The 24986-nt window shown below is 73.0% G+C and carries 18 protein-coding genes and 2 tRNA genes; 1 reads left to right on the top strand and 19 read right to left on the bottom strand.

Annotation, left to right across the window (positions count from 1 at the left end; genetic code table 11):
- Positions 1-564, top strand: a 564-nt coding sequence (locus tag VFE05_06790) for a helix-turn-helix domain-containing protein (GenBank protein HET6229770.1), incomplete at its 5' end; no start/stop codon positions are given.
- Between the two features lie 646 nt (positions 565-1210).
- On the opposite strand, the gene VFE05_06785 is transcribed toward VFE05_06790, so the two are convergent.
- The 19 genes from VFE05_06785 to eno all read right to left on the bottom strand — a co-directional run.
- Positions 1211-2098 carry an ion transporter gene (locus tag VFE05_06785; GenBank protein HET6229769.1) on the bottom strand — a complete coding sequence of 296 codons (888 nt, stop codon included), beginning with the start codon at positions 2096-2098 and terminating at the stop codon, positions 1211-1213.
- 727 nt (positions 2099-2825) lie between these two features.
- Complete coding sequence (locus VFE05_06780) at positions 2826-8282, bottom strand: multicopper oxidase domain-containing protein (GenBank protein ID HET6229768.1); 5457 nt, start codon at positions 8280-8282, stop codon at positions 2826-2828.
- 393 nt (positions 8283-8675) lie between these two features.
- Positions 8676-9692, bottom strand: coding sequence for a sigma-54 dependent transcriptional regulator (locus tag VFE05_06775; GenBank protein HET6229767.1), 1017 nt, complete (start codon positions 9690-9692; stop codon positions 8676-8678).
- Between the two features lie 19 nt (positions 9693-9711).
- Positions 9712-10626, bottom strand: coding sequence for a hypothetical protein (locus tag VFE05_06770; protein HET6229766.1), 915 nt, complete (start codon positions 10624-10626; stop codon positions 9712-9714).
- Positions 10610-11296, bottom strand: a complete 687-nt coding sequence (locus VFE05_06765; protein ID HET6229765.1) for a prepilin-type N-terminal cleavage/methylation domain-containing protein — start codon at positions 11294-11296, stop codon at positions 10610-10612. The genes VFE05_06770 and VFE05_06765 overlap by 17 nt, the downstream gene beginning before the upstream one ends.
- Positions 11297-11517: 221 nt before the next feature.
- The gene (locus tag VFE05_06760; GenBank protein ID HET6229764.1) at positions 11518-11928 is read right to left on the bottom strand and encodes a type II secretion system protein; all 411 of its coding nucleotides are present in this window, start codon (positions 11926-11928) and stop codon (positions 11518-11520) included.
- On the bottom strand, positions 11909-12349 hold the full coding sequence (locus VFE05_06755) for a type II secretion system protein (protein ID HET6229763.1): 441 nt from the start codon (positions 12347-12349) through the stop codon (positions 11909-11911). Before VFE05_06755 ends, VFE05_06760 begins: the two co-directional genes overlap by 20 nt.
- A complete protein-coding gene (locus tag VFE05_06750) occupies positions 12346-13995 on the bottom strand; it encodes a secretin N-terminal domain-containing protein (protein ID HET6229762.1) in 1650 nt (549 codons plus the stop codon). Before VFE05_06750 ends, VFE05_06755 begins: the two co-directional genes overlap by 4 nt.
- Positions 13992-14519, bottom strand: coding sequence for a hypothetical protein (locus VFE05_06745; protein ID HET6229761.1), 528 nt, complete (start codon positions 14517-14519; stop codon positions 13992-13994). The genes VFE05_06750 and VFE05_06745 overlap by 4 nt, the downstream gene beginning before the upstream one ends.
- Positions 14516-15286: a type II secretion system protein GspM gene (gene gspM, locus VFE05_06740; protein HET6229760.1), complete on the bottom strand. Its 771-nt coding sequence runs from the start codon at positions 15284-15286 to the stop codon at positions 14516-14518. The genes VFE05_06745 and gspM overlap by 4 nt, the downstream gene beginning before the upstream one ends.
- Entirely contained in the window at positions 15283-16689 is a 1407-nt protein-coding gene (locus tag VFE05_06735) for a hypothetical protein (GenBank protein HET6229759.1), read from the bottom strand. The genes gspM and VFE05_06735 overlap by 4 nt, the downstream gene beginning before the upstream one ends.
- A gap of 337 nt (positions 16690-17026) precedes the next feature.
- Positions 17027-18247, bottom strand: coding sequence for a type II secretion system F family protein (locus tag VFE05_06730; GenBank protein ID HET6229758.1), 1221 nt, complete (start codon positions 18245-18247; stop codon positions 17027-17029).
- Complete coding sequence (gene gspG, locus VFE05_06725; protein ID HET6229757.1) at positions 18238-18726, bottom strand: type II secretion system major pseudopilin GspG; 489 nt, start codon at positions 18724-18726, stop codon at positions 18238-18240. The genes VFE05_06730 and gspG overlap by 10 nt, the downstream gene beginning before the upstream one ends.
- Positions 18727-18854: 128 nt before the next feature.
- Entirely contained in the window at positions 18855-20333 is a 1479-nt protein-coding gene (locus VFE05_06720; GenBank protein ID HET6229756.1) for a GspE/PulE family protein, read from the bottom strand.
- On the bottom strand, positions 20330-22444 hold the full coding sequence (locus tag VFE05_06715; protein ID HET6229755.1) for a hypothetical protein: 2115 nt from the start codon (positions 22442-22444) through the stop codon (positions 20330-20332). The genes VFE05_06720 and VFE05_06715 overlap by 4 nt, the downstream gene beginning before the upstream one ends.
- Positions 22445-23226: 782 nt before the next feature.
- Positions 23227-23300 (bottom strand) — tRNA-Met (locus VFE05_06710).
- Positions 23301-23349: 49 nt separating this feature from the next.
- Positions 23350-23423 (bottom strand) — tRNA-Met (locus tag VFE05_06705).
- A 36-nt stretch (positions 23424-23459) separates the two neighbouring features.
- Entirely contained in the window at positions 23460-23792 is a 333-nt protein-coding gene (locus tag VFE05_06700) for a septum formation initiator family protein (GenBank protein ID HET6229754.1), read from the bottom strand.
- Positions 23783-24986, bottom strand: a 1204-nt coding sequence (gene eno / locus VFE05_06695; GenBank protein HET6229753.1) for a phosphopyruvate hydratase, incomplete at its 5' end; no start/stop codon positions are given. The genes eno and VFE05_06700, both read right to left, overlap by 10 nt.

Genomic DNA, 24986 nt, shown 5'->3' with positions numbered 1-24986 from the left:
GCCACCACGACGTGGTGGCTCGCGCCGGTGTTCGAGCGGATGTATCCCGCGGTGCTTCTCGATCCCGACGCCATGGTGGTGGCCGACGGACCGGTCACCACCGCGGGCGCCGCGATGGCGCAGCTCGACCTGATGCTCGCGCTCGTCAGGCGCTACGGAGGCCCCGACCTCGCCGAGCGATGCGCGCGCTATCTCCTGCTGGACGGACGGCGAAGCCAGTCGCGGTACATGGCACTCGGCTACCTTTCCGGGAACGATCCCGACGTGGTGCGCGCGGAACGCTGGGCGCGCGAGCGTCTGGAGACCGGGATCAGCGCGCCCGAGCTGGCCGCTGCCGCCGGGCTCTCGACGCGCACCTTCGCGCGGCGAGTGGAGCGGGCCACGGGCCTCTCGCCCGTGCGTTTCCTTCAGCGCCTCCGCGTGGAGCGCGCGGTGGAGCTGCTGGAGACGACGAGCTGCACGGTCGAGGAGATCGCACGACGCGTGGGGTACGCGGAGCCCACGACATTGCGCCGCCTCCTCCGGCGCACCGCGGGCGTCCTGCCGCGCGAGCTGCGGGGATAACGGAGCAGGTTACCGGCCGAGGATGGGGATCTACTCGCGCCACGGGGGCAGCGCCTCCCGGTGCTTCTTCGACAGGCCCCCGCAGTCCGTGCGATGTCGCCCGGGCTCGAGCGGGAACGCGGGGAGCCAGACATCGTCACATGCGCACCGCGATTCGCACCACGGAGCCCATCCGCGCGGTGATACGGAGCTGGTCCGTCTGCTTGATCTCGGATGTGCAGCGTACGGCGGCCACGCCAGGTAAGTCACCGCGAAACCGATCCGCGGCGGAAACGTATGGTCGGCCGTCCCCGTTTCGACTCCAACCGTTCAGGACGAGCCATGCGCAACCGAACTGCCCCACCCGCCCTCTTCTTCCTCGCGGCAATCGCGTTCTTCGCGGCCGGCGGAATCGTGCTGCGCACGAACAACGTCCTGGGCGCGGCGTTCTTTCCTCTGGGGGGCGTCATGATGGCAATCGGAGCCACGCTCACCAGGCGGGTGAAGGCACCTCCGCGTAGAGCGTAACAGCCGCTTCGGCGGCCGAGCGAGCCCCGTTCGAGTTCCCGCCGGACTCTTCGAAATCACAAGGCCCCGGGCGGTTCGTCGCCCGGGGCCTTTCGCTTGTCTCGCAGTTGGAGTTCGAATTCGGGCCCTCGGCTGCTCGTCACCCCGCTTCGTGGGGGTGCGTGGCGGCCTGGCTCTCGACCTCCGTTCCGCAGCGGGTGCAGAGGACGGCCGGGACGTCGTGCCCGGTCCGCTCGCGCTCCTTGCGCGCCTGCATCTCCTCGACGAAGGCGGCGCCCAGGATGCCGGTGGGAAGCGCGACGATCCCGATCCCCAGCACCGAGATGACGGCGCTCAGCAGCTTCCCCATCGTCGTCACGGGAAAGACGTCGCCGTACCCCACCGTCGTCAGCGTCACGATCCCCCACCACATGGTAGCGGGGATGCTGGAGAACTTGTCCGGCTGGGCTTCGCCCTCCGCGAAGTACATGAGCGACGAGGAGATGAGCAGCAGCACGCCGCCCAGCAGGAAGGTGGTCAGCAGCTCCTCGCCCTTGCTGCGGAGCACCCGCCCCACCATCTGCAGAGCGTGCGAGTAGCGGGTGAGCTTCACCAGCCGCAGCAGCCGCAGCGTGCGCATGGCGCGAACGAGCCGCACGTCCACGCCCAGCAGGGGGAGAAAGAACGGGAGCACCGACACGAGGTCCACCAGTGCCATGGGCGTGAGCGCGAAGCGAAGCCGCCCGCGCAGCGCCCCCTCGAAGCCCGTCCGCAGCGTGCACGCCCAGAGCCGCAGAAGGTAGTCGGCCGTGAAGACCGCCACGGTGAAGATCTCGAAGGAGCGGAAGAAGCCTCCGTACGCGGCGCTCGCCGGCTTCACCGTCTCCAGGATCATCGCCAGCGCGTTGAGGCAGATGAGCCAGATGATGGTCAGGTCGTAGGCGCGCCCGCCTTCCACGTCCGCCTCCACGAAAGCGTACGTCCAGCTTCGCAGGCGCTCCAAGCCGCCGGCGCCGCGCTCGGGCGAGGTAGTAGCGATGGCTTCCATAGATGGGAAGGGAGGAGGAGGGAGATGCGTGCGGCGCGCAGCGATTGCGCCGGGCCGAGCTACGGAACCGCCACTGCCGGGCTTCACGCTACCGTCGCCGCATGCGGGCTGACACGCGGGAGATCGCGCACCGAGACAGGTGCCGCCCGCCTGGGTCGCCGCTTTTGCCAAACGGATGATAGCGTTTCGATCGATGAACTGCGCATCTTTCACCGAGCATACCGTAAGGGGGCTTGATCGTTCGGCCCAAAATGCACGATCGATCGAGGTGGTATGCCGCGGAGCCGCCACGGCCAGGCTCGATAAGCAGTCGGCCACGCGTGGAAGTTTTCCCAGCTCGTATCCGTGGCGCAGCGGCGGATGGCCAACCGCCGCCGGGCGCCCTCACATCGCCGGAGCTCGGTTCGGATGGCGCGCGATCCACGTCGGCAGATCCACCCTCCGCACGCCGAAGGACGGAGCGTGACCGGAGCGCGTTCCGTTCGGGTTTTGCTGCATCCTCCGTTCCGCCGAGGGTTCCTTCTGGCACCGTCCGTGGCCCGGCTACAGGAGATTCCAAAACGCGAAACGCCCCGCAGCGACGAATCGCTGCGGGGCCATCGCTTTACCTAGAGAGGGGACTCGAATCCCCGGCCTTACGATAATCAGCGGTTCGAAGGCAATGCGCCCGGCCCGCGGAGGTTGCCGCGGGCCGGGGAGAAGGGTGAATGCGTTCAGGCATGCGGGCTCAGTTGCAGACCGTCTCCCCCGTGTTGGGGTCGATCGTGCACGCGCTGCTCGGCTGGTCGATCGTGGCCGGGGCAGGCTCGCTCGCGGGCGTCGTCCCGGCCTTCGTCGTGCTCGGCAGCACCCGAAGAATTCCCCAGATGCCGCCGTCGAAGGTGAAGGAAGCCATGTCGCGGAAGAGATAGTCGCCCGCCACGTGGTACTTCCCGCCCGCACGGTTCCGCGGGATCACCTCGAAGTGATCGCCCGGGCCGTGCCCGTCGCGCGCGCCCTTCCACTCGCTGTAGGGGTTGTGCGCGATGGTGCGCGAGCTGTCTGCGTACGGCTCCTGCTCCCACACGTGCCCGTGCAGCACGAACACGCTGTTGCGCGAGTGGCCGCCCGGCTCCAGCACCCGCAGCCGCAGCGAGTCGCCCGCCGTGGCCGTGAAGATGGGCGTTTGCGCCGAATCGCCCTGCAGCACGGTGCGGAAGTTCAGGTTGGCGGTGTAGCCCAGGTCCGCGTCGGGAGCGAAGCCCTTCCGGAACCACAGCGGCTCCGTGCGGTAGTTCAGCCCCTTCTGCCCCGAGTCTTCCGCGTCGTCCTCGCCCGCCAGGTTCGGCACCGCCGAGCCCGCCGCGAACGTGTGCGACACGATGCCCGTGGAGCCCGCGCACTGGCCGGCGTTGTCCACGTCCAGCACGCTCGCGCAGTTCACGGCCGGCAGCGTCACCGCGCTGCCGAAGCGCAGGTTCACGTCGTTCTGGAAGAAGGTCACGCCCTCGCGGAAGGCCACGCCGTTGTCGCTGTTGCGCAGGATCACGGCCTCGTCGCGGTTGTTGGGGTTCACCGTCCAGTGCGTCTTCGGCGGCTCCACGATCAGGCCCGCGATGGCGCCCTTGTTGGAGTGCTTGACGCGGTCCGACGAGGTCAGGTTGATGGCCCCGAACTCGGCCGGCGTGGCGCGCACGTGGCCGTTCGCCAGCGGGTAGACCGTGCCGGCATACCACTGGTACCAGCGCCAGCGGCCCGGGAGCACCGTCGTGTTGTCGTTCACGCCCACCGCCGAGCCGTCGGAGCGCTGCACGTCCAGGCTCACGAGCTGCGCGTGCAGCCCCACGCGCGCCGACGGGTTCACCTGGTTAGCGTTGAACTTGTCCACGATCATGGGCAGCGTGTTGTATCCCGCCGAGTCCGGGAGGACCGATGGGAGGCGGTTCCGCAGCCGCACCATGATGCAGTCGCCCGCGTTGGCACGCAGCACCAGCGGCTCCGGGTTCCGCTTCAGGCCGCCCTTCACCAGGTCGGCGTCGAAGACGTACACCACGGCAGTGGGGTCGTACAGCGGCCCGCCGTTCGTGGTGCGCGTGTTGTAGGTGAGCCGGTTGCGGGGGAGCAGCGCCGCCGGGATCGCGCTGATCTCGAAGACGCGCGGGTGAGACAGCCGCGGGCAGACGCCATAGAAGCCCACGTCCAGCGCGCCGGGGCTGCTCTTGTACACCGTCGTGGTGGAGGTCGCCCCGCCGTCGGGAGCGGCAGCCGCCTCGGCGCGCATCGACGAGGTCGCCGTGGCGTCCTGCTGCAGATGGAAGCTGGCCGACTTGCTGGTCGCCGCCGCATCGGAGGTCGCCACCGTCTCCTGCCCCGCGTCGGGGTCGTACTCGAACAGGTCCATGTCGAGCCCGTCGCCGCTGGCCGTGCCGTAGCCCGCCTGGACGCTGTCCGACGGAGTGGCCGTGCCTGCGTCGAGCGCCGACCTCTGCGCCGGCGTCACGGTGGGGTTGCTGGCCTCGAGCGTGGCGATGTCGCCGCCCCAGGTGGTGGTGTCGTTGGGGTCGGGGAAGGTCTTGGCGGCGGCGAACGACGACGCCCCCTCCACCATCGCGAAGCGCCCCGCCGCCGAGTCCTTCACCGCGGCGTCGCGGCTGCTGGACACCGGCCGCCCGGTGTCGAGCCGGAACAGGTTGGCCTGCGGCTTCCGGTAGGCGCGGATCACGCCCCACTGGCCGTTCCACTGGTCGTCCACCGAACTGCCGCCCCGGTACATGAAGTCGGCGATGGTGTCGCGGCGGTTCGCCATCAGGGGGTTCAGCGAGAACTCCTCCCACTCGCTGATGCCCGCCATCTGGCTGGACCGGAAGCCCGAGTTGGGCGCCAGCCGCTCGAAGAGCCAGCGCGTGCCGCTGATGCCCCAGTTGTGACCTTCCTCGTGCGCCCCCACCAGCAGGCGGATGAGGATGCGGTCGTCCTCGTAGGTCCGCATCATGGGGGTGAACGGGTCGCGGTTCAGCACGCCCGGACGCGCCGCGTACGGGCCCAGCGAGTCCAGCCGCACGTCGCGGTGCACCACCTTGCTGGAGTACGCCAGCGACAGGTCGCCGGTGCTGTCGGCCGGCTGCGAGTTGCCGGCGGGGTCGCGCACCCGCAGCGCCAGCGGCTCGTTGCGGTAGTTGATCACCATGGTGCCCGGGTCGGCCGACGAGACGATCTCGGGGCACGGCGGCAGGCTGTCGTTGGGGCACTTGTTGGCCGCCCGCGGCGGACGCAGCAGGTACGGGAGCCCCACGTCGTCACGGCCGGGCGGGTTGATGGGCGAGGCCGCCGTGCCGACCGCCGCCAGGCCCTCCTTGCCGTACGCGAAGGTGTAGTCGGCGATCTGGATGCCGAACTCGCGGTAGCTCATCTGCGGCTTGTTCGCGTACAGGATGTCGGCGCGCCAGCTCGTGGGCCCGCCGTCGGTGCGGCCGCCCAGGTTGGCGCCCGTCTCCGGGTCCCGCCACACCGTCCCCGAGTCCTCGGGGAGCAGGCCCGCGTACAGGCCGGTCTGCTGGTGCGACGAGGGGCCGAAGTGGTCGTGCGTGAAGATCGTGGGCAGCGCCGACGTCGCCACGCCTCCGCGCGGGACGGGGTCGACCCACCACCTCTGCAGGTTCTCCTGCGCCCCCTTCCACGCCGCGTTGGTGGTGAAGTTGGGGTGGAACCTGGCCTTGGGGCACGTCTCGGTTCCGTCGCGCGGGTCGCCCGAGTTGAGGCCCACGCACCCGTTCGCGCGCCGGATGGCGGTGATGGAGGCCCGCACCGCGTCGGGGGCGAGCGCGCCGTCCTCGTAGTTCCAGCCGTTGGCGGCGCCGTCCGACGAGGTCACGTCGAACTTCACCAGGTGGATGTGCTGCCCGATGATGTCGGTGGGCGTCTGCACCTGGAAGTCGTCGACGTTGTACTCGGCCGGGATCAGGTTCACCAGGTGGTAGGTGAGGCAGCTGTTGTTGTGCGCCCGGAAGAAGAGCGGCTCGGGCGCCTTGGTGCCGGCGATGAAGGCGGGCACGTCGGCCCACAGGCCGAACATGCGGTGCTGGCTGTAGCTCCAGCGCGCCTTGTTGTAGTACGCCGTGAGCTGGAAGCCGGCCGCCTTGTAGTCGAGCGAGTCGCCCATCCGCACCCCGCGCAGGCCGCAGGGGTCGGCGTAGGGCGCGCCCGGCGCCGGCGGCAGGCCGTTCGTCTCGAACAGGCCCGTCGTGGTCCACGCGTTGGCGATGGGCGTGGTGTACCCGAGCTGCGAGTGGAAGCGCATGGCCGCGCGCTCCTTCACCGTGCCCGAGTCGGGCAGGAAGGTCACCGTGAGCAGCGAGTCGCGCTTGCTGAAGTCACGGGTGTTGAGCGCCGGGAAGACCGCCACGCCGCCGGTGACCACGTGCCGCGGCAGGCCGCCGTCGAACGCCAGGTCCATGGGCGGCTGCGGGGGCCGGTGGCCCGCCACGCCGGGGATGTAGAAGGGGTAGCCCGGCATGCTGTCGGTGGGCAGCGGCGCCAGGGCGTAGGTGGGCATGGGCACCACCGCGGGGATGGGCGTGCCCGCCACGATCTCGGCGTCCGGCAGGGCGCGGGCGCCGGCCACGGGCTTGCCGTTGGTCGGGTTCAGCACCGTGCCGCCCTCGAACACGTCGTGGTTGCGCCAGAGGCCCCACATCCCCTGCGCGAAGTGGGGATAGAAGTGGCAGTGGAAGATGGCGTCGCCCGGCGTGTCGTTGCGGTTTCCGCTGCCGCCGTAGGTGATCTCGTAGGTGAACCCGTTGCCCGGTCCGATCGCCTGGCTGTCCTTGTAGTTCGACAGGCTGTCGTTGGGCGTGTTCAGCCACTGGTGGGCGTGCAGGTGGAAGATGTGGTGCTCCTTGGGGCCCGCGTGCAGGTTGCGGATCTTGACGTGGTCGTCGATGTAGCTGTGGAACACGTTCGACGGGTCGTCGGGATAGAGCGCCTTGGTGGCCGGGGCGGGGTTCACCGGCGGGTTCGACGGGCTGAAGCTGGCCGCCGAGGGCACGTTCACCACCATGGCCGGGTCGCCCACCGCCCACGAGCTGAGGAAGAACTCCTCGAACTTGCAGTCGTTGCAGCGAGCCATGGGCCCCAGCCCGAAGCGGTTCGCCAGGATCTCCGACCCGATGCCGCCGGTGCCGTAGTTGATGGCGAAGGCGTCGCGCCCGCCCTGCAGGGTGTAGCGGAAGCGGTCGCTCCGGTAGATGGAGTCGAACGCCTGCACCAGCCCCACCTCGTCGTGGAAGATGACGGTGTGCTCGCGGAAGGGCCGCACCCGGTCGGGATACACGGGCACGTGCGCGTTCGCGTACACCGAGTCGGCGAAGTTGCCCCGGTTGGGGCCGGTGATGATCGCCGAGATGTCGGAGTGCACGATCGTGTCGCCCTTGAGCATCGACAGGATCGGCCGGCCGGCCAGCGGGTTGCCCGCCGGGTACACCGCCGTGTAGCTGATCTTGGGGTAGCCGCTCGCGAACTGCGGCACGCCCGCGCCGTCCAGGCTGGCCAGGCGCATGTCCTCGTTCGTGACCTGGCTGCGGTAGTACTCGGCGCCGGCGGGCTCCACGTTGACCGCCCCGAACAGGCCGCGGTCGATCTGCCCGCCGTCGCCCTCGCCGCCCGTCATCTGCGCCGTGGAGTAGAGGAGGAACGTGCCCTCCTTCTCGGCGAACAGGATGTAGGTGCGCGAGGAGCCCGGCTCCACCAGGCTGCTGGCGTTGGCCTGCACCGCCGAGCCGTCGTCGGCGATGGTGCGCTTGAGTTGCATGCCGTTGACGTGGATCGACACCGCGCGCGTCGTGTCGGGGTGCGAGCCGCTCACCGGCGACAGCAGGTTGCGAAGGGTGATCTGGAGGCACTGGCCCGCGTTCACGCGCAGCACCAGCGGGCGCGGACGCTTGCCCGGACGGAGCTGCGCGTTGCCCGCCACGGCCGCGCCGCCCGTGCTGGACTGGACGTCCTGCTCCAGGGCGAACATCAGCGCGTCCGGAGCGTTGGCGCCCAGGCGGTTGTACCACACGAACTGCTCCAGCGCGGCCACCTGGGCCACCCTGGTCGTGGTGCACTGCGCGTGCAGGGGTGCTGCCCCGAACGCGCCCAGCAGCAGCGCCATTGCCAGGCGCCTGCCGCCGCGCGCGCGCGGGACGGGGAGGGGAGGTTGGGGCATGGTGACCTTGGGGTGAGGAGGTGAGATCCCCGGAGCCGTCCCGCGAGCGCGGGGCGTCCTCACTCACCCAAGGCAACGCCTGTTCCTGCCTTACCCTTTAACGACAACTTAATGTTCTGCAAGCACATCCCGAATCCAGACGTTCCCGGCGCGGCGCCGGCGTGCACAGAAGCTGTGCATTCACGCTTCGGTCGAGCACATCTTCTGTATTCGAGACGGCCTGGACAGCCGTCCGGACGAAGGGTAATACGCATCCACTGTCCATTGAACGACACCATGGCGCCATATTCTCGGGGTCGACGTCCTAACTGATACGAAAAACCCCATCTGCCGAAGCGGATGGGGCGGTCAGCGTGCGCGTAAGTGCCGCGGGGATGTGAAGAGCGTTTCCGTTCAGGGCGCTTCGGCGATGTCGCGGAGCTTCTGGCGGAGCGTGTTGCGGTGGATGCCCAATATGTGTGCGGTGTCGCGCAGGTTGCCGCCCGTCACCTCCAGCGCCCTGCGGATGTGCTGCCGCTCCAGCTCGCGCAGGGGAAGGAAGCGCCCGCTGTCGGCCGCCGCGGCCCGCAGCGCCGGGGGAAGGTGGTCCTCGCGCAGCGTCTCCCCGTCGGCCAGCAGGACGGCGCGCTCCACCACGTTGCGGAGCTGGCGCACGTTGCCGGGCCACGAGTGGGCGCGCAGCAGCGCCGCCGCCTCGGGCGAGAGGTCGCGCACCGGGCGGCCGTGCTCGCGCGCGAACGCCTTGGCGAACTCGCGCGCCAGCAGCTCCGCGTCGGACCCGCGCTCGCGCAACGGGGGGAGCACCACGACCACCACCGCCAGCCGGTAGAAGAGGTCCTCGCGGAAGCGGCCGGCGGCGACCTCGGCCTCCAGGTCGCGGTTGGTGGCGGCCACCACCCGCACGTCCACCCGCACCGGGGTCTCGCCGCCCACCCGCTCGATCTCGTGCTCCTGCAGCACGCGCAGGATCTTGGCCTGCATGGTGGGGCTCATGTCGCCCACCTCGTCCAGGAACAGCGTGCCGCCGCTGGCCCGCTCGAAGCGCCCCACCCGCCGCGCCGCCGCGCCGGTGAAGGCGCCGCGCTCGTGCCCGAACAGCTCGCTCTCCAGCAGGCTCTCGGGGATGGCGGCGCAGTTCACCGCCACGAACGGTCCGTGCGCCCGGCCGCTGCTCTCGTGGACGATGCGGGCCAGCAGCTCCTTGCCGGTGCCGCTCTCGCCCTGCACCAGCACGGTGGCGGTGCTGTCGGCCACCTGCCGCGCCACGTCCACCGCCGCCAGCACGCGGGGGCTGGCGCCCAGGAACGCGCTCTCCGCCAGCTCGCGCTCGCCGGCGTGCAGCGATACGGCGCGGCGCGGGGGCGCGGGCCGGGGCGACGGGTCCCGCAGCCGGTCGTGGGCGTGGCTCATGGATCGCGGGAGATGGGGTTCAACGCTCGGCGACCTGCGTCACCGGCGCCAGTCGGCCGCCCGCCAGCACGGCCACGGCGCGGATCTCGGCGAAGCCGGGGCGGCCGGGCTGCGACGCCCGTACCCGCACCTCGGCCTCGCGCGGCGCGAAGGCGACGCGGAGCAGCAGGCCGGCCATGGCGTCCTGCACGTGCAGGCGCGCGTTGGCGGGCAGGCCGCCGGCGATCTCGTACGCCGTCACGTAGGGCGCCCTGGTCCGCCGCGCCGCCACGGCCAGCGCCGCCTCGCGGTCAAAGCCCGGCAGCGTGGCGAGCACGGGCACGGGCGCGGTGTTCAGGTCGATTCGCCCGTCGCTGGCCACGGTGAGGTACGGGGCGACGGCGCGGTACTGCTCCCCGGTCACGCCGGGCACGGCCCGCAGCTCGGCGACGGAGTGGAAGGCCCCCGGCGGCGCGCGCAGCGGCTCGGCCAGGCTGTCTTCGGGCGCGGAGGTCCAGCGCGGCGCGCGCTCCGCCCGCCAGCGCGCGACCGCGGAGGCGAAGGCGGCCGGATCTCCCGGCGCACCCGCCTCGGCCGCCAGCGTGCGCAGCTCCTCGGCGGTGGCGAGGTTGAGCTGCACCCGCGCCCGCGCGTCCACCACCGTCACCCGCACGAGCACGCCGTCCAGGTCCAGCTCCTCCACCGGGACGAGCAAAGTGTCGGTGCCGAGTGCCGCGCCCGCCGCCGCCGACGCGGCGAGGTGCGCCCGCAGCGCCTCCTCCGCGTGGGCGAGGCCGCCGCGCGCCGCCCACCGCGCCCGCGCCGCCGACCGCGCGGCCGAGGCGCCGGCCAGGCCGCCGCGCGCCCGCGCGTGCAGGTCGGCCGCGAGCGCGGCGGCCAGCACCAGCGCCCACAGGGCGGCGAGGAGGGCGAAGCCCCTACGGTCGTGGCGCACGGGTCCGCTCCGGGTCCAGGGTCTCCGTCCGCAGCCGCACGCGCAGCGGCAGCCGCAGCAGCGGCGCCAGTCCGTCCGCCGCGCCGCGGGTGGCGTCCTCGGCCGCGGGGAGGATGCGGAGGTCAACCGCCTCGGGCAGCAGCGAGTCCGACGCCCACGTATCCACCCACCGCACGTGGTCGTTGACGGTGGTCCGATACGCCACCTGCAACCCGCCCGCGTCCGGCGTCACCACCAGCGTCTCCGGCGGCTCGGCGCGCGGCCCCATCTGCGCCACCTCGGCGAGCAGGCCGGCCGGGCCCGAGTACGACCGCGAGACCCACAGGCGGATGCGGCGCGGGCCGGGACGCAGCGCGCCGCCGTCCTCCACCGCGAAAGCCACCTCGTCGCGCGGGACGCCGTCGGCGAAGCGGTCGGCGCCGGTGAAGCCGCTTCCGTCGAAGACCGCCGCGGCGCGCAGCCAGTCCTCCAGCGCCTGCCGCGCGCCCGCTGCGGGGAGCGCGCGGGCCTCGGCACGCATGGACGCCCGCCGCGCCTGCGCGATCGACCCCACCAGCCCGTACGCCGCCGCGGACACCACCGCCGCGACCACGATCGCCACCAGCACCTCCACCAGCGTGAAGCCGGCGGTCGCGACGGAAGCGCGAGATGCCCCGCATCTCCCGTCCACCCGGCGACGTCCGGCGCGCGGTCGATCGAAACGTCCGAATCCACCGTCCGCAGACTCGGCGCGAACGCATCCACCGTCCGCTGGTCCGCATCCCCCGGCGCCGTCACGAACAGCGTCCGTGGCTGCGCATCTCCCGCCTGCGGTTCCGCGGTCTTCGGACGCGGCGAGCTCGCCTCGTACGGATGGGGAGATTCCGGTTTCGGGAGATGAGGGGAGGGCGATCATGGCGTGGGTCCGCCGAACTGCGGCAGCATCTCGGGGCGGTGGAAGACGGTCTCGAGCGAGAAGCTGGCGGCGCGCGAATCGACGATCACGGAGGCGCGGAGGAGCGCGGGGGAGCTGGGCTCGATGCGCATCACCGCGCGCCAGCGCCAGGCGGCGAATGGCTCGGGGAAGGCGCCTTCGCGCGGGCGGAGGTAGCCGCCCAGCGAGTCCGCGGGGAGCAGCGACAGCTCCTCCATCTTCCACTCCGCCAGCGCCACGGCGTCCCGCGCCGGGGCCACGCGCGCCGCCCCTTGCAGCGCCTGCCGCACCGAGCCCAGCAGCGGCACCAGCGCGACGGCCACGATCAGCAGCGCGACGACGGCCTCCACCAGCGTGAAGCCGCGCCGGTCAGCGAATCGCGCGCGCACTGCCGCTCCACGGGTCGAGGACGACGGCGACGCGGGCGTCCGGGCCCGCCACGAAGATGCGGTCCGCCCGCGCCCGGCCCACGGCGTCGAACATGACCGATGCGGCTCCGCCCGTCCCGGCGGACACCCGCCCGTCCGCCGGCAGGGGAAGCGTGCCGGAAGCCAGCGTGTCGGCCGCCTCCTCGTCGTCGTCCGAGAGGACGGCGAAGGCTCCGTCGCGCACCTCTACGCGCACCCGCCCGCCCCGCCGCGCGGCCGAGGCGCGCGCGCGGGCCAGGACCCGCACCAGCGAGTCGACGGCGGCGGGCACGGTGCGGGCGGCCGGCGGGCGCAGCGCGGGCGCGGCGACGGCGGCGGCGATGCCCATCATCACCAGCACCACCATCATCTCCAGCAGCGTGAACCCGCCGCGCGCCGTCATCCCCGCCTCCGCTCGCCCGCGGCGGGGACCGGGACGAGCCCCCGCGGCTCCCGCGGCGCCGGAGTGCCGGGCGCGGCGGGGGCGGACGGCGCGGGCGAAGTACGGCGGGCCGGCGCGGGGACGCCCATCGTATCCTGCCGCTCGTGCCAGAAGAGCGGGATCGAGTCCGGAAGCGCGCGGTTCAGCCGCGGGGCGCGCTCGCGCACCAGCGCCGCGGCCGAGTCCACCTCCTCGTCGGTGTACAGCACGTGGGGAATGAGGAAGAGGAAGAGCTCGGTGGACGTGCTCTCGCGCGAGCTGGACCGGAACAGGTTGCCCAGGATGGGGATGTCCTTCAGCAGCGGGATCCCCGAGTTGCTGGTGTTGCGCTGCCGGTCGATGAGGCCGCCGATCACCACCGTGTGCCCGTCCTTCACGAGCAGCTTGGTCTCGGCCTCGCGCGTGCTGATGATGGGCGCGCCGAACTGCGTCTCGTTGGTGGCGTTGTTCACCTCCTGCAGCACCGTGAGCGTGACGTAGCCGTCCGGGTTGATGGTGGGGCGGATGGTGAGCTGCGTGCCCACGTCGCGGTACTGGATGACCTGGTCGCGCACCGCGTTGTCGGTGGGAAGCGAGCGCGAGATCTGGATGAAGGGCCGCTGGTCGCCCACCAGCAGCCGCGCCGACTCGTTGTTCTGCGCGAGCACCACGGGGCGCGAGAGCACCGTCACCTCGCCCGACGACGCCAGCGCGTGCAGGGCCACGTTCGCCTCCACCCGCCCGAGCTGGAGGATGCGCAGCGCTACGTCGCCGCTGGAGCCGCCCAGCAGCTCGCCGCCCACGATGGCGCCCGAGCGCGGCTCCCGCTGGTTGGGCACGCGCACGTCCACCCCCAGGCCGAACTGGCTGTTGCGCCGCACCTCGGCGATCAGCACCTCGATCAGCACCTGCAGGGGCCGCGTGTCCAGCTCCTCGACCGCCTGCCGCACCGTCTCGTAGTCCACCGGGTTGGCGCGGATGAGCAGCGAGTTGGTGCGCGTGTCGGGAAAGATCTGCACCGGCCCCAGCAGCGCCGCCGCCAGCCCGGGCTGCGGGGTGCGCGCCGGCGGGCCGCCCGTCTGCTCGCGGAGCTGCTCGGTCAGGCTGACGGCGCGGTCGCCGCCGGCCGTGGGGTCGCCCAGCCCGAACACCGCCCCGATGCTGCGGGCCATGTCCTCGGCCGGCGCGTGGCGCATGCGGTACACGAAGACGCGCACGGCGCCGTCCTGGATCACCGCCCGCGGCGCCGCGCCGCCGCCCTCCGCCGCCTGCCTGCCGCGGCCGGGGATGGGGACGATGCGCAGCAGCCCGGCTCCCTCGTCCTGGAGCTCAAGGTCGTTGGCGCGCAGCAGGCTGGTGAGGTACACGCGGAGCTGCGACGGGGGCACCGGGTTGGTGGTGCGCAGGTTCACCGCCTTCTGCGGCAGCTCGCCGTAGATGACGTTCAGCCCCGCGGCCTCGGCCAGCGCGGCCACCACCAGGCGCATGTCGGTGTTCTGGAAGTCGACCTGCACGCCCCCCGCCGTGCGCTGCAGCCCCGTCTGCGAGGTGGCGGGCGCGGCACCCTGCCCCGCGGCGGGCGCTCCGGCGAGGACGGCGGCGAGGACGAGGAGAACGGCGCGCCTCATTCGGTGCCTCCCGTCTTCAACACCAGCGTGGTGTCGCTGCCGGCGAGCGTGGCGCTGCCCGGCGTCACCCGCACCAGGCGGAAGCGGTCGACCTGCTGGCCGACGTGCACGACCTTCCCTTCCCCGCCGGGGCCGGAGAGCGCGGCCAGCCCGCCCCCGTCGCCCAGCACCACGGTGCCAAGAAGGTGGTAGTCGTACGACGGAGTGGGCGCGGCGGCCGGCGCGGCCACCTCGGCCGGCGGCGCCGGGGCGGGTTCGCCGGGCATGCGGTAGCGGCCGGGCGGACGCCGGCGGTCGGCGCGGAAGGGGTCGCGCGCCACGGTGGCGAGCACCACGGCATCTCCCCCGTTGCGCCGCGGCTGCGGCACCACCGGCATGGCGCGGACGCCCAGCGGCCCCGGCGGGGGCGGCAGCGGCGTCACCTGGCGCCACTCCGCCGCGGCGGCGGCGGCCAGCAGCGCCGACGCGGCCAGCACCCCGGCCGACACCCGCGACAGCAGTGTCCATCTTCCCGCAGCGCTCATTGGCCTGCCTTCGTGGATGTGGCTTCGGTGCCGGTGGGTGCGCCGCCGCCCGCGGAGGGGGCGGGCGTGGCGAACACGGGAACGTCGTTGTCGGGAGATGAGGAGCGGGACGACGGCTTCGGCTTCGCCCCCGGAGGGACGGACGCGCTGTCCGGGGCCAGGCCGTAGCCCGTGGCGGTGAACGAGAAGCGGATGACCTCCGGACCACCGCCGGGGGCGACCCAGAACGGCGTGGGGGAGTACGATGCGCCCACCGCCACCGGCCCGTCCTGCGCCTCCAGCTTCAGCCCGTCCACCCGCACCAGCTTGGGGCCGGCCTCCAGCATCTGGAGGAAGGTCATCAGCCCCTCCAGGTCGCTCTCACCGGTGACGGCCACGGGCAGCGCCGTGATGCCGCCGCCCGCCGAGCGAGCTGCCGCCGGCTCCACGCGCGCCAGCCCCGCCCCGGCGATGCCCGCCATGCGGCGGACGTACCCGGCCACCACCGCGGCCGCCGCGTCGTCGTCGTCCCCCCCCGCCAGGCGCGGCGCGGCGGCGAGGAGCCGGCGGGCGCCCTGGTCGAAGGCCGCGGGGAGCGCCTTGGCCTGGGCCAGCAGCACCAGCTCGCGCCGCAGCAGCGCGCGCTCGCGGTCCAGGCGGTCGCGCTCGGCGTTCAGCGCGTCCAGGTACGGGGAGACGGCGAACGTCCACGCCAGCGCCGGCACCAGCAGCGCGGCGCCCATCGCCGCGGCGCGGCGGTCGCGGGCGGAGAAGCGGGGCGCGCTCACGGCTTCACCGCGGCGGCGGCGAGAAAGGCGGCCACGTCGAAGCGCTCGCCCGCGTCGCCCTGCTCCCAGCGCACGGGCGAGGCGAGCGAGACGCGGTCGTACCGCCGCGTGGCCGCCAGCGCCGGCACCACGCCCGAGGCGGAGCGCGCGACGCCCCCCAGCCGCACCCCGCCCGAGTCGGCCACGAAGGTGCGCAGGTGCGCCGAGTCCGGGAGCGAGCGCGCCACCGCGGCGATCTCGCCGCTCCAGACCGGGGCGGCGGACTCCAGAGCCGAGAGCGTCGCGAGCTCCGCGCGTAGCTGCTCCACCGTCGCGTGCGCCTCGATCGCCTCGGCCACGGGGCGGCGGATCTGCTCGCGGCGGGCACGCACGGCGTCCACCTCGCGGCGCACCCCGTCCAGGTGCAGCCACGCCGCGGCCACCAGCAGCGCCGCGGAGCCCGCCGTCTGCACCAGCGTACGCCGCCGCGCCGCGCGCACCCGCGCCTCCGTGAGCGCGCCGTGGAGCAGGACGGGCGCCTCGCGTCCCGCCCGCACCGCGCCCATCGCCGCCACCGCATCCGCCGGAAGCCCGTCCATCCCAGCCGCGACGACCACTCGTTCCCCCAGCTCCGCATCCGTCAGCAGCGCGCCGCGCACGTCGTCCGCCGCCGCGCCGGTGCCGCAGACGGCGATCCTCGCCGCGGACGCCATCTCCTCGCCCGCGTGCAGCGCCGCCAGCACGCGCGCGCCCAGCGGCTGCGGCTCCACCGACAGGGAATCGGCGGGGGCGAGGGGCTGGATGCGGGCGACGGCACCGCCGTCCAGCAGCAGGATCTCGGCGCCGCCGGCCGAACAGGCGACGACCAGCGCGCGCCCGCGCCGAAGATCGGGCGCCAGCGCCTGCGCCCCGGCGGAGAGCGCCGCCGCTCCGGGGACCAGCCGCGACACGCGAAGCCCCGCCGCCGTGCACGCCGTCGCGACGTGCCCCGCCAGCTCCGCCGGGGCGCACGCGGCCAGCGCGGGCGCCAGCGAGCCGTCGCGCGGCAGCGGCAGGCGCACGGCGTCCGCCACCAGCGTCTCGTCGCGCACGGCGAAGTGCCGCCGGGCTCCGCGCAGCACCAGCGCCGCCAGCTCCGCGCGTCCCAGCGGAGGCAGGGGCAGGACCCGCGCATGGGCCAGCCTGCGCAGCAGCGCCACGTCCACCCGCGCGCCCTGCACGCCCAGCTCGGCCGAGAGGTCGCGCAGCGCCTCCGCCAGCGACGGCCAGCCCTCGGCCGTGGGCGGCTCCAGGGCGCACTCCAGCACCTCGGCCGGGTGGGGCGCGAGGCGTCCGGCCATGCGCACCGCCACCAGCCGGTCCGGCCCCAGCGCCAGCCCCAGCCGCGCCGGGAACAGGCTCCTGCGAGAGGTGGATCCCTTCATCGTTTGCCTCGTTCGGTCCCGCGGTTCCCGTCCCTGCCCCTGCATCGCACCCCGGTCCTCGTCCCGCCCGACTTCCGCACCCTCCGTCCATCTCCGTCCGAACGCCTATCGTCTACGCACTGTCCGTCGGACCAGGGAGTCCGTGTCGCCGAACGCCGCGCCATCGAACCTCCGCCATCTCGCCGGCCTCCCGCATCCGCCGTGTCAGATCGATCCGCACAGGATCTCAGCTCGGCCGGCCTGGCGGGGTTCGGGAGATGCGACGAGGCGTCGGCCCCCCCGCATCTCCCGTTCGATCATCAAACCTCAGCCGGCGAGTCCTCGCCCGCGCCGCGGGTCAGAGACCTTCGGGGCGGATGCCGTAGATGGCTTGCAGGAGGGAGAGCGCGACGGCGCCCACGATCCCGCCGAAGACCACGATCATCACCGGCTCCACCAGGCGCACCAGGCGGTCGAGGCCGCGCTCCAGCTCGGCTTCCATCGCGTCGGCCGCGCGGTCCAGCATTTCGGGAAGGCGGCCGCCTTCCTCGCCCACCTCCAGCATCTGCACCAGCAGGAAGGGGAAGACGCTGCTCCGGCGCAGCGCCGCCGCCAGCCGGTCGCCGGCGCGCACGTCCTCGCGCGCCCGCAGGATCTCGCCGGCCACCGCGCCGTCGCTCTGCGCCGCGGCGGCCACCTCCAGCGCCGCCATGATCGGCAGCCCGCTGTCGAGCAGGGAGCCCAGCGACCGCGCCAGCCGCGCCGCCGCAGCCTGCCGCCGCAGCCCGCCCACCACCGGCACCGCCAGCAGCACGCGGTGGAGCTGCGTCCGCCCCGCGTCGGACGAGCGGACGGCCGCCAGCAGGGCCGCAGCCACGACCGGGGCCAGCAGCAGCGCCCACCACCACTGCGCCACGAAGGCGCCCGTGGCCAGCATGAGCTGCGTGGAGCGCGGGATCTCCGACCCGGTGTCGCTCAGCAGCGCCACGAAGCGGGGCAGCACCCACGCGAAGAGCACTGCCATCGCCCCCGCGCCCGACGACGCCACCACCGCGGGATAGATCATCGCCGAAGCCATCCGGGAGCGCAGCGCCGACTCGCGCTCCATCTGCGCGGCCAGGCGGGCCAGGGCGGCGCCCAGCTTGCCGCCGCGCTCCCCCGCCCGCACCATGCCCACGGCGAAGCGCGGGAAGACGTCGGGATGTGCCGCCAGCGCCTCGTCCAGCCGCGCGCCGCCGCGCACCCGGTCGCGCGCGCCCAGCATCGCCGCGGCCACGTCGGCCCGCGCCACCACGCGCGACACCGCGAGCATCGCCCGGTCGAGCGGGAAGCCGGCGTCGAGCAGCGTCGCCAGGTAGCGCACGGCCTCGGTCACGTCCGCCCGCCGCCCGCGGAACCCGGCGCGCACGCCCCCGGCCTCCGTCCGCCCCTCCACGGCGGAGACCTCCAGCGCGTACAGGCCGCGCTCGCCCAGGCGCCGCTCCACCAGCGCGGGGCTCTCGGCGTCCTCCACCCCGCGCAGGGTGCGTCCGGCGGCATTGGCCGCGCGCCAGGCGAAGGAGGGCACGGCTACTTCCACCCCAGGACGTCGGCATCCTCGCCGCTGCCGCCCTCGCGGCCGTCGCGGCCCAGCGTCATCAGGTCGTAGCCCTCGGGGTTCGACGTGCCGGGGCTGCGGTAGATGTACGGCCGCCCCCACGGGTCCGCCGGCACCTCGCGGCGCAGGTACGGCCCGTTCCAGACCGCCGCCGCGTTCCCGCCCGCCGGCCGCGTCCGCAGCGCCGCAAGCCCTTGCTCCGTGGTCGGATACGCGTCGAGGTCCAGCCGGTACGCGTCCATCGCCGAGCCCAGCATCTCCAGCTGCGCCTTGGCCGCCGCCTGCTTGGCGCTCCCCACGTGGCGGAACACGTTGGGCGCCACCAGCGTCGCCAGCACCGCGATCACCACGATCACCACCAGCACCTCGATCAGCGTGAACCCCGCCGCCGCCGACCGGCCGAGACGCGGTTCGGGGAGATGCGCGGCTGCCCATCTCCCAATTGCCCTCGCATCTCGCACACGATGCCGCTTCGGTCGAAGGACGGACGCGGTCGTGCCGAGCGCCGCTCGTCCGCCGACGGGAGACGCGGGCGGAGCAGGCTGGTGACGGGAGATGGAGGGATGCGCGGCCGGGAGATGGAGGTGCGTCATGCGACCCTCAGCACTTCTTCGGGAGTGGTGGCGCCGGCGCTGACCTGGCGCCAGCCGTCGGCTCGCAGAGGCCGCATCCCGCTCTGGATGGCGACGCGGCGCAGGCCGTCGGCGCCGGGGGAGCGCAGCAGCTCGGCGCGCAGGGCGTCGTTCACGCTCAGCAGCTCGTGTATGCCGGTGCGGCCCCGGTAGCCGGTGCCGCGGCACTCCGGGCAGCCGCGGGCGGCGGGCACCCGCGCGGCGGGGAAGCCGGCCTCGGCCATCTCGCGCGCCACCGCGGCTGCGGGCGCGCACGGCTCCGCGCAGGCGGGGCACACGCGGCGCACCAGCCGCTGGGCCAGCACGGCCTGCACGGTGCTGGCGACCAGGTAGTCCGCCACGCCCAGGTCCACCAGCCGCGTGAGGGCGCCCGGCGCGTCGTTGGTGTGCAGGGTGGAGAGGACGAGGTGGCCCGTGAGCGCCGCCTGCGTGCAGATCTCGGCCGTCTCCGGGTCGCGCATCTCGCCCACCAGCAGCACGTCGGGGTCCTGGCGGAGGATGGACCGCAGCGCCCGCGCGAAGGTGAGGCCGAGCTGCGCCCGCACCGGCACCTGCGCCACGCCGGGAAGGTCGAACTCCACCGGGTCCTCCACCGACACGACCTTCTCGCGCCCCGTGCGCACGCGGTCGAGCAGCGCGTAGAGCGTGGTCGTCTTCCCGCTTCCCGTGGGCCCCGTGCACAGCACCACGCCGTGCGGGCGCTCGGCGAAACGGAGCAGGCCGGCCAGCGTGTCGGGCGCCATCCCCAGCCCGTCCAGCCCGATCCGCTGGCCCTCCACGTTCAGCAGGCGCAGCACCACCGACTCGCCGTGCAGCGTGGGCAGCGTGCTCACGCGCACGTCCAGCTCGCGGTCGGCGGTGCGCAGCCGCACCCGCCCGTCCTGCGGCAGCCGGCGCTCGGCGATGTCCAGCTCGGCCATGATCTTGAGGCGGCTGATCACCGCCGCCCGCAGGTGCGTGGGCGGCGAGGGCGCCTCCTGGAGCACGCCGTCCACCCGGTAGCGCACGCGGACGGTGCGGGCCTCGGCCTCCAGGTGCACGTCGCTGGCGCCCGCCTCCACCGCCTCGGCCAGCAGCAGGTTCACCAGCCGCACCACCGGCGCCTGGTTGGCGATCTCGGCCAGGTCGTGCGCACCCTCCCCGTCCCCGTCGGCCGGCGCGCCGCCCTCCAGCCCGGCCGAGAGCGAGGCCGCCGTCGGCTGGCCGCAGGCGCGCCGGATGCCGTCCAGCAGCTCGCCCTCGGCCATCGGCTCCAGCTCCACCGGCAGGCCGAACAGCACCTCGAGCTGCGACACCGCCTGGGGGTCGGGCCGGCCCGAGAAGGCCACCCGCAGCCGCCCGCCGTCGCGCACGCGCGGCAGCAGCCGGCTCTCCTCCAGGAAGTCCTGCGCGGGAAGCTCGTCGGCGCCCACCGGCACCGCAGCGGCGGTGGTCACGGGCCCGCCGTGAAGAAAACGGGCGCCCGGCTGTGCGGCGAGACCCCGCGCGAGGCGATCTCCACCACCGCGGCGTACAGGCCGGCCTCGGGCACCGTGAACTCGGCCTCGTACACGCCGCCGCCCAGGCCGCGGGCGGGCGAGTGCTGCTGCCATCCGTCGGTGCTCGCCAGTGTCATCTGCACGTCGCCCAGCCCGTCCACCGGCCGGCCGCTGGCGCCGTCCGCCACGCGGTAGCGCAGCGTCGCGCGGCCCACGCCCAGCGTGCGGCCCGCCTCCGCCGGCTCCACGCTCAGCCCGGCCGCGGCCAGCACCGCCGGGTCGGGCGCCACCGCGAAGGCGTAGCAGCCCACCACGTGCGGCGAGGCGCTGCGCAGAAGCAGGTCGTAGCTGCCGGCGTCCTCCATGCGCACCGTGGTCGAGTACACGCCCGGCTCCGTCTCGCGCAGCCGCCGCGACACCGTGCGGATGGCGCGCGGCACGAACTCGTACGTGGTCACGCCGCCGTGGGGGACGGGCATCCCCTCCATGTAGTGGTAGCTGTAGACCATCTTCTCGGCCGGGTTCGCCACGTAGATGGCGTCGTGCATCCCCGGCTGGGAGATGAGCACCGAGCCCAGCGAGTCGCCTCCGGCCACGGCGCCCGGCGGCAGGTCGCCCGCCGGGAAGTGCTCGTGCGCCTCCATGGCGCCGGTGGTGGGCGCCGCCAGCGGGATCATGGCCACCTCCGGCGTGCCCGCCGCGCGCACGTACGCGAACGACGAGGTGAAGGTCAGCTGGTCGGCCTGGGGCGAGCCGCTCAGGGTGCGCAGGCGCCGCCGCGCCACCGCGTCGTACAGCTCCAGCGTGCCCTCGCGCGGGTTGAGCACGAACGCCAGCCGGCCGCCGGCGGGGGGCGCGTCGTCGTCCCCCATCATCATCATCCCACCGTGGCCGCCCGACGCCGGCGCGAAGCCCAGCGTGCGGATGCCCGGCGCGAACGTCACGCGCTCCGTCACCGCGCCGGCCGCGGGGTCCACCACCGCCACGATCCCGTCGCCCTCGTTGACCACGAAGGCGCGGTGCAGCGCGGGCGACCAGGCCACGTCCACCGGCTCGCGCCCCGTGCGCACCGTCGACCGCACGCGCCCGGTCGCGGCGTCCACCACCGCCAGCGTCCCCGCCGCGCGGGCCGTCACGAAACCCGTCGCGCCGTCGTCCGAGAAGGCGAAGGCGTGCGGCCCGGCGCCCGCGGCGAAGCGCGCGACCGGCGTCAGCATCCCCACGTCGACGATGGTGACGCTGCCGTCGGCCTCGTCGGCCACCCACAGGCGCCGGCCGGAGGGCTCCATCGCCACCTTGCCGGGCCGCGCGCCCAGCCGCAGCCGCGCGTGCATGCGCCACTCGTGCGTGTCGATCACCGCTACCAGCCCGGAATCGGGGATGGTGACGAACATCAGCCGGTCGTCGGGCGTCGAGGTCCATTCGGCGCCGGGCGCGGGCAGCGGCACGGTGGTGAACAGCTTCGTGCGCCCGAAGCCCTTCAGCGGGTCGATCACCGCCACCACCGGCGTGCGCGCCAGAACCGCCAGGAAGTGCGAGTTCAGGTCCTCCACGGGCGTCGCCAGGCTGATCTGCCCGTGCTTGATCATCATCCCGCTCTCGCTCAGCGCCCCTACTCGGCGCTGGCACTCGCCCTCGGGCGTGGCACCCGCGGTGTGGCGCACGTCCACCCACGCCTGCGGCTCCAGGCCGCGCGCCGGGCGGCCCGTGGCCCTGTCCGTGAGCCGCACCCGCAGCTCCACCTCGTCGCCCGCGTGCGGCACCCCGGCCGCTGCCCCCAGCCTGTACGCCGTGACCTGCGCGCGCAGCATGGCCACCGCCGCGGCGCCCGGCGCCCCGTGGGCGGAGTGTCCGGCATGGGCGGAGTCCGGAGATGGGGATGCGGGAGATGCGGACGGGGCGGTGTGGCCCGCGTGCGCGTGCTCGGCAGGCGTGGAGGGGGTGGGGGCGGTCGGCGGATTCGCGGGGGCGGGCATGCCGTGCCCGGCCATGTGCGAATGGGGATCCTGCGCCGCGAGGGGAGCGGCGGCGAGCAGGAGCGACGCGACAGCGATCTGGACGGCTTGCATGATGACCGTTCCTCCGCCGGGAAGTGGGGGGTTTCTACAGTGTCGGAGGAGCCCGTGTGGAAAGGGCTCGCTCTCAGCGGCAACCGGGTGAACAGGCGAATCCAACCCGTGGGAACCGTACTGCTCGGGTACACTTCGACACAGGAGACAATAACCTAATCAGACGAAAGATGGCTGTAGACCAACTATAGAGTAGATCGTAATTTTCCGCTAGGCCCTCTACAAACATTCTATTATTCGTTTAAATTCCCTGATTTACCGCGGAGCTGCGTATACCGCACACGCGTAACACCATCGACTAAGCATCCGCGGTGCGACCCCGCCACTAAGCTCTGAAAGAGACTTCGGAAGATGGCTAATCCGAAAGTTTTCTTCAACTCACAACACGGACTCGATTTGGCGTGCGATCGACCATCCCCCCGCAGCCACCGGTGGTCCTCCCCCGAGCCTCCGACCGCTCACCGGGCGGCGTATGCGAGGCAATCGCAACTGGCAACCTGCGGTTCCCCTCGCCGCCCGCTCCTGGGACGGCCGAACCTCATCTCGAATTGGGGAATGGCTCGGAAGGTGAAGCGAGAAACCTCCTCTCCGAAAAGCATCGGAAAGGAGGTTTCTCTGTGTTCAGACGAGATCGAAAGCCGGTGCCACGGCCGCTGAGCCGAATCACACGCGGGACAGTTGCAGCCTTTCGCCCGCTTTCGCCTCGCACCGTACTTTCCAGACCACCTGGAAAAGACGATGGCCCCGCAGCGGTTACGCTGCGGGGCCATCACTTTACCAAGTAGCAGGGGGGGGACTCGAACCCCCGACCTTACGATTATGAGTCGTACGCTCTAACCAGCTGAGCTACCCTGCCACGCTCCGGGACGAGAGAAGGCCGGCCCGGGAGCCGGCCTTCATCTTCATAGCGGGGGCGGGATTCGAACCCGCGACCTTCGGGTTATGAGCCCGACGAGCTACCAGGCTGCTCCACCCCGCGACAGTTCGTACAATGTAGGGCAGACCACCCGGGTCGTCAAGGCCCCGACGCCGCTTCCGCGGGCTTCGCGGCGGCCGGGCCGACCTCCACGAAGCGGTACAGCAGCTCGCCCTGCGCGATCATCCCGAAGCGCTCCCGGGCGATGCGCTCGATGGTGGCGTCGTCGCGCTCCAGCTTGCGCGCGAGCAGGCGAAGCGAGTCCACCTCGGCGCGGGTCTGCGCCAGATGCACCTTCGTCTCCTCGCCCTGGCGGCGCAGGCGCAGGAGGTCGAACGCGCTGTACTCTCCGCCCCACACGGCATAGTACGCCGCGACCGCCAGGAGGGCCCCGGCGGCGAGACGGCGGCCGGCGCGAGGGGTCAGCCCCACAGCGCGCGGCCCGGGTAGCGCGCAGCGGCGCCCAGCTCTTCCTCTATGCGGAGGAGCTGGTTGTACTTGGCCACGCGGTCGGTGCGGCTGGCGCTTCCCGTCTTGATCTGCCCCACCCCCGTCGCCACCGCCAGGTCCGCGATGAAGGTGTCCTCCGTCTCGCCAGAGCGGTGCGACATCACGGCGTTGAAGCCCGCCCTGCGCGCCATCTCGATGGCTTCCAGCGTCTCGGTGAGCGTGCCGATCTGGTTCACCTTGAGCAGGATAGCGTTGGCGATGCCCTCCTTGATGCCGCGGCCAAGGCGCTCGGTGTTGGTCACGAACAGGTCGTCGCCCACCAGCTGCGTCTCGGCGCCGATCTCATCGGTGAGCAGCTTCCAGCCCGCCCAGTCGTTCTCGTCCAGCGCGTCTTCGATGGAGCGGATGGGGTAGCGCTTCGTCCAGTCGCGGTAGAACTCCACCATCTCCGCGGCCGTGCGCCGGTCTCCGGACGACTTGTGGAAGACGTAGGCGCCGTCGCGGTACATCTCCGAGCTGGCGACGTCCAGCGCCAGCACCACCTCGTCGCCCGCCTTGTAGCCCGCGCGGTCGATGGCCTCCAGGATCACCTCCAGCGCCTCCTCGTTCGTCGCCAGGTCCGGCGCGAAGCCGCCCTCGTCGCCCACCGACGTGCTCTTGCGGGCAGCCGAGAGCACCTGCTTGAGCGAGTGGAAGATCTCCACGCCCATCCGCAGGCCCTCGCTGAACGTCTCGGCGCCCACCGGCATCACCATGAACTCCTGGAAGTCCACGTTGTTGGCCGCGTGCGCGCCGCCGTTCAGGATGTTCATCATGGGCACCGGCAGCACGTTGGCCAGCGGGCCGCCCAGGTAGCGGTACAGCGGCAGGCCGCAGTCCTCGGCCGCGGCGCGGGCGGCGGCGAGCGAGACGGCCAGGATGGCGTTGGCGCCCAGGCGGCTCTTGTTGGGCGTGCCGTCGAGCTCGATCAGCGCGGTGTCGAGCGCGACCTGCTCCTCGGCCTCCATGCCGGAGAGCGCGTCGAAGATCTCGCCGTTGACGGATTCGACCGCCTTCCGCACGCCCTTGCCGCCATAGCGCTTGGTATCGCCGTCGCGCAGTTCGTTGGCCTCGTGCGCGCCGGTCGAGGCCCCTGACGGCACCGCTGCGCGGCCGAACGCACCGCTGTCGAGCACG

Source organism: Longimicrobiaceae bacterium (assembly GCA_035696245.1).
GTDB lineage: Bacteria > Gemmatimonadota > Gemmatimonadetes > Longimicrobiales > Longimicrobiaceae > DASRQW01.
The sequence above is the reverse complement of the archived record's forward strand: the minus strand, read 5'-3'. Positions and strand labels throughout refer to the sequence as shown.